Origin of the sequence: Streptomyces prunicolor NBRC 13075 (assembly GCF_000367365.1) — a bacterium.
Taxonomy (GTDB): domain Bacteria; phylum Actinomycetota; class Actinomycetes; order Streptomycetales; family Streptomycetaceae; genus Streptomyces; species Streptomyces prunicolor.
Map to the genome: position 1 here is coordinate 50,298 of NZ_BARF01000025.1, position 12,397 is coordinate 62,694.

Sequence of the window (12,397 nt, forward strand, 5' to 3'; positions counted from 1 at the left end):
GTCCCAAGACTGCGCCGTGCGGGCGGTCCGGCGACAGGCCGCATCGGGTCCGGGACCGGACCGATCCGGTCACCGGTTCGAGCGGCCTGCCGCCGTACCGTCCACCTCAACACTCCGGTCACCGGGTCGAGCCGCCTGCCTCGACTCCCGTCACCGGGTCGAGCCGCCCGCCGCCGTAACGCCCGTAACGCCTACCGCAGTTCGACGAGCAGGTCGCCGCCCTCGACCTGCTGGATGCGGTTGATGGCGAGGCGGGCGACCCGGCCGGACTTGGGCGCGGTGATCGCCGCCTCCATCTTCATCGCCTCGATCGTGGCGACGGTGACTCCGGCCTGCACCTCGTCGCCCTCCTCGACCGCGAGGGTGACCACACCCGCGAACGGCGCCGCGACATGACCCTGGTTGGTGCGGTCGGCCTTCTCGGTGACGGGGACGTCGGAGGCGGCTGCCGTGTCCCGCACCTGGACCGGGCGGATCTGTCCGTTCAGAGCGGACATCACGGTGCGCATCCCGCGTTCGTCGGCCTCGCCGACCGCCTCCAACTCGATGAGGAGCCGGACGCCGGGTTCGAGGTCGACCGTGTACTCCTTGCCGGGCCGGATGCCGTAGAAGAAGTCCTTGCTGTCCAGGACGCTGGTGTCGCCGTAGGTCTGGCGGTGGTTCTCGAACTCGCGGGTCGGGCCGGGGAACAGCAGGCGGTTGAGGGTGGCGCGGCGGTCCTTGTCGAGGGCCGTGCGGTCCTCGGGGCTCAGGTCCTGGACGGGCTTGGGGGCGGCGCGGCCCTGGAGCGCCTTGGTGCGGAACGGCTCGGGCCAGCCACCGGGCGGGGTGCCCAATTCGCCGCGCAGGAAGCCGATCACGGAGTCCGGGATGTCGTACCGGTCGGGGGACGCCTCGAAGTCGGCGGGGCTCACTCCGGCGCCGACCAGGTGCAGGGCGAGGTCGCCCACGACCTTCGACGACGGGGTCACCTTCACCAGGTGGCCGAGGATGCGGTCGGCGGCGGCGTACATCGCCTCGATGTCCTCGAAGCGGTCACCGAGGCCGAGCGCGATGGCCTGGGTGCGCAGGTTGGAGAGCTGGCCGCCGGGGATCTCGTGGTGGTAGACGCGGCCGGTGGGCGAGGCGAGGCCCGCCTCGAAGGGGGCGTAGGTCTTGCGGACGCTCTCCCAGTACGGTTCCAGGTCGCCGATGGCCTGGAGGTCGAGGCCGGTGGGGCGGTCGGAGTAGTCGGTCGCGGCGACGATCGCGGAGAGGGACGGCTGCGAGGTCGTCCCCGCCATGGGGGCCACCGCGCCGTCCACGGCGTCCGCACCCGCCTGGATCGCGGCCAGGTAGGTGGCGAGCTGACCGCCCGCCGTGTCGTGGGTGTGCAGGTGGACCGGCAGGCCGAACTCGCGGCGCAGCGCCGATACGAGCGTCGCGGCGGCGGGAGCGCGGAGCAGGCCCGCCATGTCCTTGACGGCCAGGACATGTGCGCCCGCTTCTACGATCTGCTCGGCGAGGCGGAGGTAGTAATCGAGCGTGTAGAGGCGCTCGTTGGGGTCGGACAGGTCCGAGGTGTAACAGAGGGCGACCTCTGCGATCGACGTTCCCGTGGCGCGTACGGCGTCGATGGCCGGGCGCATCTGGCCCACGTCGTTCAGCGCGTCGAAGATGCGGAAGATGTCGATGCCGGTGGCGGCGGCCTCCTGGACGAAGGCGTCGGTGACCTGGGTCGGATAGGGCGTGTAGCCCACGGTGTTGCGTCCGCGCAGCAGCATCTGGAGGCAGATGTTGGGGACGGCCTCGCGCAGGGCGGCGAGCCGGTCCCAGGGGTCCTCGGCGAGGAAGCGGAGCGCGACGTCGTAGGTGGCGCCGCCCCAGCATTCCAGGGAGAGGAGTTGGGGCACGGTGTGGGCCACGACCGGGGCGACCGCGAGGAGGTCCTTGGTGCGGACTCGGGTGGCGAGGAGCGACTGGTGGGCGTCGCGGAAGGTGGTGTCGGTGACGCCGATCGTGGGTGATTCGCGCAGGTGGCGGGCGAAGCCCTCGGGGCCGAGTTCGGCGAGCAACTGCCGTGAACCGGCCGGGGGTTCGGCGCTCGGGACCGGCGGCAGCTTGGTGGTGGGGTCGATCAGTTCGGGGCGTTCGCCGTGCGGCTTGTTGACCGTGACATCGGCCAGGTAGGTGAGCAACTTGGTGCCGCGGTCGGCCGATTGACGGGCCGTCAGCAACTGCGGGCGCTGCTCGATGAACGACGTGGTGATCCGCCCGGCCTGGAAGTCCGGGTCGTCCAACACCGCCTGGAGGAACGGGATGTTGGTGGCCACACCGCGGATGCGGAACTCGGCGACAGCCCGCCGCGCACGATTGACGGCGGTGGTGAAGTCCCGTCCCCGGCAGGTGAGTTTGACCAGCATGGAGTCGAAGTGCGCGCTGATCTCCGTACCGGCGTGGGTGGTTCCGCCGTCGAGGCGGATGCCGGAACCGCCGGGCGAGCGGTAGGCGCTGATCCGGCCGGTGTCCGGACGGAAGCCGTTGGCGGGGTCCTCGGTGGTGATACGGCACTGGAGGGCGGCGCCGTGCAGGGTGACCGTCTCCTGCGAGAGGCCGAGGTCGGCGAGGGTCTCCCCGGAGGCGATCCGCAGCTGTGCCTGGACGAGGTCGACGTCGGTGACCTCCTCGGTGACCGTGTGCTCGACCTGGATGCGTGGGTTCATCTCGATGAAGACGTGGTTGCCGGCCGGGTCGAGGAGGAACTCGACGGTGCCCGCGTTGCGGTACCCGATCTCGCGGGCGAAGCGCACGGCGTCGGCGCAGATCCGGTCCCGCAGGGCGGGGTCGAGGTTGGGCGCGGGGGCCAGCTCGACGACCTTCTGGTGCCGGCGCTGCAGCGAACAGTCGCGCTCGAAGAGGTGGATGACGTTGCCCTCGCCGTCGGCGAGGATCTGCACCTCGATGTGACGGGGGTCGACGACGGCCTTCTCCAGGAACACCGTGGCGTCGCCGAACGCGGACATGGCCTCGCGGGCCGCCGCCTCGATGGACTCGCGCAGGGTGGCCGGGTCCTCGACGCGGCGCATACCGCGTCCCCCACCGCCGGCTACCGCCTTCACGAACACCGGGAAGCCGATCTCCTCGGCGGCGCGGACCAGTTCGTCGACGTCGGTGGAGGGCGCCGAGGAGCCGAGCACCGGTACGCCGGCCGCGCGGGCGGCGGCGATCGCCGTGGCCTTGTTGCCGGTCATCTCCAGGATGTGGGCGCTGGGACCGACGAAGGTGATGCCCGCCTCCTCGCAGGCGCGGGCGAGTTCGGGGTTCTCGGAGAGGAACCCGTAACCCGGATAGACCGCGTCCGCTCCCGCCCGCCGGGCCGCGCGGACGATCTCCTCGACCGAGAGATAGGCGCGGACCGGGTGCCCGGGCTCACCGATCTCGTAGGCCTCGTCGGCCTTGAGCCGGTGCAGCGAATTGCGGTCCTCGTGGGGGAAGACCGCGACCGTTCGCGCGCCCAGCTCATAGCCGGCGCGGAACGCCCTGATCGCGATCTCTCCACGGTTGGCGACCAGCACCTTGCGGAACATTCCCGATCCCTTCAGCCTGCCGATGACGTGCACCATGGTGTCGGCGCCGCCCCTGTAACGCCATGTGAGCCGGGACACTAGTCGCAAACGTGTCGCGTGACGCGGTCCACCGGGCCGAGGGTAAAGAAATCGTATGGTCTAGTCCAAAGAGCAATTTGGTCCAGTCCAATCTGTTGACGTGGCCGCGACAGCGCCAGAAGCTGGGCGCCTCCCCCACTCCGACCGGAGGCACAACGTGACACGTCTTCGTGCATGTCTGGGCGCGGCAGCCACCGTGGCGCTCGCCGCCGCGGGCACGACCGCACTGTTCGCGGGCAACGCCCAGGGCGCGACCACCGCGCTGAGCAACCGCTGGTACGCCGCTGCCCCCTACCTGATGCCGACGGACAACAACCCGCCGGACGCGGGCGCCATCATGGACGCCACCGGCCTCAAGGCCTTCCAGCTCGCCTTCGTCCTCGCCCCCAACGGCGGCGGCTGCTCCCCCACCTGGGGCGGCACCTCACCGGTCTCCTCGGACACCGCCGTCCAGTCGGTGATCAACACGATCCGCGCCAAGGGTGGCGACGTCTCCGTCTCCATCGGCGGCTACGGCGGCACCAAGCTCGGCCAGGCCTGCTCCGACCCGGCCTCGACGGCGGCGGCATACCAGCAGGTGATCACCAAGTACGGCCTGCACGCGATCGACTTCGACCTGGAGGAGCCGGAGTACGAGAACACCGCGGCCATCCACAACGAGATCGGCGCGGCCAAGATCCTCCAGCAGAACAACTCGGGTCTGTACGTCTCCGTCACCACGGCCGGCACGGCGGACGGCACGGGCTGGTTCGGCAAGCAGATGCTGCTGGAGGCGAAGTCGCAGGGCTTCACGCCGAACAACTTCTCCATCATGCCGTTCGACGGCGGCTTCAACGGCGCGGCCTCCCAGACCAGCGCGCTCACCAACTTCAACTCCATTCTCCAGTCCACGTTCGGCTGGGACCAGGCGACCGCGTACGCCCACGAGGGCTTCTCGGGGATGAACGGCCGCAGCGACACCGGCGAGTACTTCACCCAGGCGGACTTCCAGACCGTCCTGAACTACGCCACCAGCCACAACATGGACCGCTTCACGTTCTGGTCCCTCAACCGCGACCGCCAGTGCAGTCCGGTCGACAACGGCGGTACGACGTCCGGGACTTGCTCCAGCGTGGCGCAGAACGCGTGGGACTTCGCCAAGTACTCGGTGCAGTTCGCGGGCGTGACCCCGCCGACCTCGACACCCACGCCGACCCCGACTCCGACGCCCACCCCCGGCACGTGCAAGACGGCGTGGAGTTCCACGGCCGTCTACACGCAGGGCAACGAGGTGTCGTACGGCAACCACAACTGGGTGGCCAAGTGGTGGACCCAGAACGAGGTGCCCGGTGCCTCCCAGTGGGGCCCCTGGCAGGACGAGGGCTCCTGCTGATCCGGCGGGATCAGTAGGACATGGGCTGCGACGTCAAGCAGGCCTTGAGAAAGGCGTACTTGGCGTCGCTGTCCGCTGCGGCAAGCGGAACGCCCGTACTCACGGACTGGACAGTCTCGACAGCTGTTCGGCAGTTCAACTCGCTTGCTAGCGAAGGATGTTGACCGCCCGCGCGACGACCAGGACGACGATCGACACGGAGACCGAGGACTGGCCCATCATCAGCATCTTGGCCCAGCGGGAGAGCGGCATCACGTCGGTCGGGCTGAAGGCGGTGGAGTTGGTGAAGGACAGGTACAGGTAGTCCAGGAACACCGGTTCCCAGTCCGGCGGCGCGGTCTCCGGGCTCTGCATCTGGACGAAGAGGAAGTCTGCGTACTGGTGGTGCCCCATGACCCGTGCCATCGGCCCGCCGCGGTCCCACTCCCAGTACCAGAGGGCGAACACGATGACGTTCGTCAGCCAGATGGCACCTCCGGTCAGCAGCAGCGGCCCGGCGTCCAGCCCCTCGGTGCCCCTGACCAGGCCCACCACCAGCCGGGCCGCCGACCAGCTGTTGGCCAGGCTGATCACACCCGTCAGAACCAGACTCGGCCAGCGCAGCCACCGCGTGCCGGGCTCGATCCGCCGGGGATTGGCGACGAACAGGCCGACCATCAGCGCGAGTTCGAGGGCCGGGAGCAGCCAGTACGGCTGGAAGGCGAGCCGGTGCGGCAGCGTCATCTGCAGGGCGAACGCCACCAGGATCACGGCGGACACCGCCCACCGTGTCTCGCCGCGCGTCACCCGGCGCCACGCGGGCACCACATCGCGCCCGCTGTCCTCCAGCAGCCGCTCGATCCTGGCCAAGCGGCTGCTGGAGTCGTCCCTACCGTCCGTCATGGCAGCGATTGTCCCCGGTGAGGGGGCGATCGGATGACGCGCCCCACCCTGGACGCCTGCGGATGTTCCGGCCGGTCGCGGTTGCCCGCCACCGACCGACCCCGACAGCTCAGCCCCGCAACGGCTCCGCCAGCCGCCCCAACAGCCCCGCGACCAGCGCCGTCTGCGCAGGCACCGTATCGACGTAGATGAACTCGCCCTGGGCATGCGCCCCGTCGCCGACCGCCCCCATGCCGCACAGCACCGGCAGACCGAGCGCGGCGACGAAGTTGGCGTCGCTGGCGCCGCCGACGGCGGTATCGCGCAGGGCGTCGCGGCCCTGCTCGCGGGCGACTTCCCGGGCGAGGTCGAGCAGCGGGGCGGAGGCGGCGTTGAGGGTCATCGGGGGCCGGTTCCAGGCGTGGTCGATCTCGATGCGGACGCGCGGGTCGCTGACCTTGATGGCGTCCAACTCCTCGTCCACCCGGTCCTGTTCGGCGGCGCTGCTCACCCGGATGTCGACCCCGGCGGTGGCCTGCCCGGCGACGACGTTGATGGCCGAACCGCCCTTGATGAGCCCGGTGTTGATGGTGGTGCCCCGCTCGGGGGCGGCCACGGCAGCGGCGGCCACCACGAACTCGGACAGCGCGGTGATCGCACTCGCCCCGTCCTGCGGCGCGAGCCCGGCGTGCGAGGCGACACCGGTGGCCGTGACGTGGAAGATCCCGGTGCCCTTGCGGGCGGTCTTCACCGCGCCGTGGGCACTCGGCTCAAGGACCAGCGTGACGTCGACCTGCTGCGCGACCTCCTCGATCACCGGCCGCGAGGACAGGGAGCCGATCTCCTCGTCGCCATTGAAGAGGAACGTGACGGTGGGCAGGGGCGCCCCGCTCTCCCGGGCCAGCTTCAGTGCCCAAATGCCCTGCGCCAGACCGGTCTTCATGTCGAAGATGCCGGGTCCGCCGAGCTTCTCCCGCCCGTCGTCCGCCGCTTCCGGCTGCGCCCATCCGGCGAGGGTCCCGATCGGCCATACGGTGTCGTAGTGCCCGATGAGGGCGACATGCCCGGCGCCGGTGCCGGTGTAGGTCAGGGTGAGGGTGTCGCCGCACTCGCCGCCGGGACGGCGCTGCTCGTGGTCGGGTCGGCCGAGCCGCTGGACGGTCAGCTCGCGCAGCAGATCCAGGCCGCTCGCGAGGCCGGGAAGGTCGTAGCTCCCGGTCTCGTGGCGGACGAGGGTCAGGATGTCCTCGACGATCTGCGGCGAGACGTCGTGGGCGCGGGCGGTGAGGGTGGCGGCTGCGGGTGAAGCGGTCATGATCTGCCTTCTGTTGCGGAACTGCGGCTCGAGTCGGATCGGGTCAGGGCGGGTCGGTCGACGGGTTCGGTCGACGGGTTCAGCTGACGCCGAAGGGGATGTCCAGCAGGTACCAGGCCACGAAGAACGCGACCCAGACGACCCACACGACGGCGGCGATCGGGATCGTGAAGGAGGCCAGGGTGCCGATGCCGGCGGACTTGCGGTACTGCTGGATGAAGCCCAGGGCCATGACGAAGTAGGGGCTCATCGGGGTGATGCAGTTGGTGACGGAGTCGGCGACGCGGTAGACGGCCTGGGTGGTCTCGGGCTCGATGCCGATGAGCATCAGCATGGGGACGAGGACCGGCGCGGCCAGTGCCCACAGGGCGGAGCCGCTGGTGATGACGAGGTTCATGAAGGTGATCAGCACGGCGATGCCGACGAGCACGGTCCAGCCGTGCAGATGCAGGTCGCGCAGTGTCTCGGCGCCCTTGACGGCGAGGATGTTGCCGATGTTCGTCCACTTGAAGTAGGCGAGGAACTGGGCGATCGCGAAGAACAGCACGAGGATCGGCGCCATCGAGCGGGTGCCGTCGACCATCGCGCCGATGCTGTCGCGGGCGGCGGTGAAGGTGCCGGACAGTCGGCCGTAGACGGTGCCGAGCACGGCGAAGAACACGCCGAGGACGAGTGCCATGCCGCCGATCAGCGGGGAGTCGACGATGCCGCCGCCCTCGCCGCGCAGGGGTGAGGACGCGGGGATCATGGCCGCCGCGAGGAGCGCGAGGAAGCCGACGGCGACCAGTCCGGTGACGCGCAGGGCGCGCTGCTGCCGCTCGGTGACCTCGATCTCCGCGAGTTCTCCGGCGTCGGGCGCGGCGAGGGGCTCGTCGGGTTCCAGGTCGGAGCGGCGGGCGAGGACCTTGTCGACGACGAGGGTGATCACCAGCGCCACCACGACCGACGAGCCGAGGCTGAAGAAGTAGTTGGCGACCGGGGTGACGACGTAGTGCGCGTCGATGGTGTGGGCGGCGGCCGTGGAGATCCCGGAGAGCAGGACGTCCGTGGTGGTGAGCGACGGTGAGGCGTCGTACCCGGCGGCGATCGAGACGTAGGCGACGACGCAGCCGAGGACCGGGCTGCGGCCCGCCGCGCGGAAGACCAGTGCGCCGAGCGGGATGAGGGTGACGTAGGCGGCGTCTCCGGCGACATGACTGACCATGGCCGTCATCGAGAGGGCGAAGGTGAGGTACTTGCCGGGCACGCGCGCGACCATGCGGCGCAGCAGGGCGGAGAACAGTCCGCTCTTCTCGGCCACGGCGATGCCGAACATCACGGTGAGGATGGTGGCCAGCGGCGGGAAGGCGGCGTAGTTGTCGACGGCGCCCTCCACGGCCATGGTGAGGCCGTCCTTGCTGAGCAGGTTCTGCACCTTGATGGTCTCGTGCGTGCCGGGGTGCACGGCGCTGAGGCCGGTCGCCGCCAGGACGGCGCTGAGGACGGCGACGATCCCGGCGAGGATCCAGAACAGCCAGAAGGGGTTGGGGAGTTTGTTGCCGACCTTCTCGATCGCCGTCAGGCCGCGGAAGGCGGTCCGCAGGACTCTCGACTGGGGCTCGGTGGACGGGGGTTGAGGTTGAGCGGAGGTGACACTCATCGGTACCTCTTGGCGCGATGGGGGGATGTTCCTGCGAACAATGGCATCCTGATGAGAGATTCTCTATATCTTGGAAGTAACAGTGGGATTAAACAGCACCTTAGAGTGAGGCCCATGACCCGTCCTCTCCTCGACGAGCTCGACCGGCGCCTCATCGGCGCGCTGCATCTGGCACCCCGGGCCACCTGGGACGACATCGGCGAGATCCTGGCCGCCGACGCCAGCACGCTCAAACGCCGTTACGACCGCTTGCACGAGGCACGCATGGTGCGCGTGATCGGGCAGGCCGACTGGGGCGTCCACTCCACGGCGATGCCCGTCCACGTCTTCCTGGACATCACCGGCGAGAGTCCGCTCGCGGTCCTGCACCGGCTCCGTGACCTGCCCCATCTCCAGCTGCTGGCGCAGATCTCGGGCGACTACCCGCTCTACGCCGTCGTGCACGCCCCGTCCGAGGCGGCGACCAGCGAGGCGATCGACCGCATGTTCTCCGTCCCCGGTGTCCGGCGCGTCAACGCCCTGCCCGCGCTGAGCACGCTGCGCCGGGGCATCACCTGGGACCCGCAGTTCCTCACCGGCACGGAACGCGCCGAGCTGCTGAAGCTCACCGGCACCCGCCCCGAGGGCACGGCGACCGCGACTCCCCCGGCGAAGCCGCTCAGCGAGGCCGAGCGCGGTGTCGTGGCGCAGCTGCTCCAGGACGGCCGCGCGTCCGCCGCGAGCATCGCCCGGACCGCCGACCTGGCCACCTCCACCGCGCACCGCGTGGTCCGCCGGGTCCTGGACGAGGGGTGGGTCAAGCCGCGGCTGGAGATCGTGTCGGAGTGGCTGGGCTTCCGGACCGCGTTCATCCTGCGGCTGCGGGTGGCGCCGGGCGCGACCCCCGAAGTGATGCGCCGCATCGACCGGTTGCCCCAGACACGGCTCGCCGCGCACGTCGCCAGCGACATGTCCGTACTCGCCACCGGCCTGGTCGCCGACCGCTCCGCCCTGGCGCTGTTCGTCGACAACGAACTGGCGAGCATCCCCGGTCTCCTCGGCGTCAGCGTCGCCGTGATGCTCGCCGAACCGCGCCGCTACTGGCTGGACCGCGAACTGACCACCGGCCTCGGCGCGTTCCACGCGCCGAGGCTGCTGTGAGCCAGGGGTGGGCTCAGCTGACGCCGAAGCCGCCCGTGCTGTACGCGCACTCCGTGTAGATGTAGCCCGACCTGAGCTTCGCCGTGTCCGAGGCCGGCGTCGCGGTGGAACTGTCGGGACGGTGCACGAAGTACGTCGTACCGGTCGGCAGACTGATCGTCTTCTGCGGGTAGCTCTTGCCGGAGCTGCACGGCTTGAACCCCTTCAGCAGCGTGGTGGTGAGGGAGTACGACGTGCAGCTCCCGCAGCCCTTCAGCGTGAAGCTCCCGGTCACCGGCCCGGTGTACAGGACCGTGATGTCGTCCGGGCTGTCGTTCATGACGGTGACGGAGATGCTGCCACCGGACGCGGTCGTCGGCAGCTTCTTGCCCGCGGCCGGGACCGTCTGCGCCACCTCGGCGGCGATCGCGATCTTCTTGGCCCGGGTCCGGTTCTTGTCGTGCGTGTTGTTCTTCACGAAGTCGTTCATCGTGCTGAGCGCCGAGTCGAAGTCGCCGTCCTTGTACTGGAAGACACCGCACTGGTAGGCACCGGCGGATGCCTGGCTGTCCGCCCGTTGGCCGTCCGCACTGAGCGCGTCGGACACACCCGCCGCTCCGCCCTGGAGGCCGTCGATCTGGGTCGAGAGACTCTGCAACTCCTCGACGGCAGTGCACGGTTGGCTGCCGCTCACGCCCTGCACCCCCTTGGTGACGGCCGACTTGACGGCCGGTTCGACCTGGCCCGCCTGGGACGACTCCGGGAACGTGGCCAGCAGATCAGTGAAGCTCGTCGACCAGTCCGCGCGTTGGGCGGCAAGCCCCGTGGAGCCGCACTCGTACAGCGAGGTGGCCAGCCGGTCGTCCGGCCAGGTGGCCAGCGAGCCCAGCTGCTTCTTGCCGATCGTGCCGGGGACGGTCCGCAGATACTTCAGCTCGGGTATCGCGTTGCAGTAGTTCTTCTGCGCGTAGGCGCCGGCGACGGTCGTGTAGAAGGTCTTCAGCCGGTCGGGCACCTTGGCGGCCGCCCGCGAACCGGAGTGGGCGCTGCTGAGATCGTCGTACACGCTCAGCGCCTGGCGGTAGTGCGGCTCGCCCAGGGAGAACGACGACTGCCCTGATTCCGCGACGAGTTGGTCGGCCTTGTCCAGCCGGTCGAGGAGCATCTGCTGGGTCGCCTCGTCGCGGGCGTTGTCGTAGAGGACGACTCCCCCGGCCGGTACGGCGAGCAGGACCAGGCCCAGCACGACCGCGACCGGTGTGGGCGAGGGCCAGGCCAGGCGGGTGCGCAGGCCCACCAACGCGCCGTGGACGGCGGCGAGTACGAGGAACACGACGTACAGGGTGACGAGGACACCGGACACGCCGTCCGGGTCGGCGGGCAGGGCCACCAGCAGCAGGACGACGGTCGCGACCCAGCACACGGCCATCAGCAGCCAGCGGCGCGTCAGCGCGTAACCGAGCCCGAGACCACTGAGGTTGAGCAGACCCACCGCCACGGATCTGAGCCGGTCCGGCGGAGCCGGCGGCGGAGACGAGGGCATGGGTGGAACCGCGAACCCCTGATAAGTGCCGTACTGATCCCCGGACATGATTCTCCCCCCGCGCAACAACGCCCCCGTTACCGTGACTTGTCAGTGTACGGTCGGGTTCACCGCGAGGACAGTGGGATCCGCGCGCCTCCTTGACCGCGCAGCACGCGGGACAGTCCGAGCGCCGCCGTCCGTACCGCCGGGGCGAGTTGGGCGGGCCGGAAGCGGGTGCGCGGCACGGCGACCGAGAGGGCGGCGACCGCGGTGTCACCGGCGAACACCGGGGCCGCGATGCAGCTCACCTCCGACGCGGCCTCCTGCTCCTCGTAGGAGAGGCCGGAGACCTGGATCTTCTCCAGGGCCATACGCAGCCGGTCCGGGTCGGTGATCGAGTGCGGGGTGAGACTCGGCAGCGGGTGGGAGAGCACCTCTTCCGTCAACTCGGCGCCGGAGAAGGCCAGTAGAGCCTTGCCCACGGCCGTGCAGGTCAGCGGGAGGCTGCCGCCGATGCGGGAGGGCAGCCGTAGCGCCTCGTGGCCGTGGATGCGTTCGAGGTAGACCACCTCCATGCCCTCGCGGATGCCGAGGTGGATGGTCTCGCGGGTGGCCTCGAACAGGTCCTGGAGGAAGGGCAGCGCCGTCTCGCGCAGATCGCGCCGGTGCGGCACCAGCGAGCCCAGCTCGAACAGCTTCGCGCCGAGCAGATAGCGCGGGCCCGAGCGCTCCAGCCAGCCCAGCCGGACGAGGTCGGCGGCCAGCCGGTGGACCGTCGGCTTGGGCAGTCCGGTGCGCTCCGAAAGTTCCGACAGGCGGTACGGTCCGCCGCTCGGACTGAAGCAGTCGAGGATGAGCGCGGCCTTCTCCAGCATGCTGCCGCTCGCGTTGTTCCGTGTCACGGAACAAACATTGTCCCTTT

At 70.0% G+C, this 12,397-nt stretch carries 8 protein-coding genes; 2 read left to right on the forward strand and 6 right to left on the reverse strand.

Annotated features, from left to right (window positions below):
• Positions 1 to 191 precede the first annotated feature (191 nt).
• Positions 192 to 3,566, reverse strand: coding sequence for a pyruvate carboxylase (locus tag SPR02S_RS10000; RefSeq protein WP_019056813.1), 3,375 nt, complete (start codon positions 3,564 to 3,566; stop codon positions 192 to 194).
• 235 nt (positions 3,567 to 3,801) lie between these two features.
• On the opposite strand from SPR02S_RS10000, the gene SPR02S_RS10005 reads away from it, so the two are divergent.
• A complete protein-coding gene (locus tag SPR02S_RS10005; protein WP_026150384.1) occupies positions 3,802 to 5,016 on the forward strand; it encodes a chitinase in 1,215 nt (404 codons plus the stop codon).
• Between the two features lie 147 nt (positions 5,017 to 5,163).
• Here SPR02S_RS10005 and SPR02S_RS10010 read toward each other — a convergent pair whose 3' ends face one another.
• The 3 genes from SPR02S_RS10010 to SPR02S_RS10020 form a co-directional block, all read right to left on the reverse strand.
• Positions 5,164 to 5,898, reverse strand: a complete 735-nt coding sequence (locus tag SPR02S_RS10010; RefSeq protein WP_019056815.1) for a hypothetical protein — start codon at positions 5,896 to 5,898, stop codon at positions 5,164 to 5,166.
• Between the two features lie 109 nt (positions 5,899 to 6,007).
• Positions 6,008 to 7,192, reverse strand: a complete 1,185-nt coding sequence (locus SPR02S_RS10015) for a M20 family metallopeptidase (protein ID WP_019056816.1) — start codon at positions 7,190 to 7,192, stop codon at positions 6,008 to 6,010.
• Positions 7,193 to 7,271: 79 nt separating this feature from the next.
• Positions 7,272 to 8,831 (reverse strand): AbgT family transporter, encoded by a 1,560-nt coding sequence (locus SPR02S_RS10020; protein WP_019056817.1) that lies wholly within the window; start codon positions 8,829 to 8,831, stop codon positions 7,272 to 7,274.
• 114 nt (positions 8,832 to 8,945) lie between these two features.
• Here SPR02S_RS10020 and SPR02S_RS10025 point away from each other — a divergent pair, with 114 nt between their 5' ends.
• Complete coding sequence (locus tag SPR02S_RS10025) at positions 8,946 to 9,971, forward strand: Lrp/AsnC family transcriptional regulator (protein ID WP_019056818.1); 1,026 nt, start codon at positions 8,946 to 8,948, stop codon at positions 9,969 to 9,971.
• 13 nt (positions 9,972 to 9,984) lie between these two features.
• Here the strand turns inward: SPR02S_RS10025 and SPR02S_RS10030 are convergent, their stop codons facing one another.
• Both SPR02S_RS10030 and SPR02S_RS10035 read right to left on the reverse strand, forming a co-directional pair.
• Positions 9,985 to 11,493 carry a hypothetical protein gene (locus SPR02S_RS10030; RefSeq protein ID WP_026150385.1) on the reverse strand — a complete coding sequence of 503 codons (1,509 nt, stop codon included), beginning with the start codon at positions 11,491 to 11,493 and terminating at the stop codon, positions 9,985 to 9,987.
• 107 nt (positions 11,494 to 11,600) lie between these two features.
• Positions 11,601 to 12,350 carry an IclR family transcriptional regulator gene (locus SPR02S_RS10035; RefSeq protein WP_019056820.1) on the reverse strand — a complete coding sequence of 250 codons (750 nt, stop codon included), beginning with the start codon at positions 12,348 to 12,350 and terminating at the stop codon, positions 11,601 to 11,603.
• Positions 12,351 to 12,397 lie beyond the last annotated feature (47 nt).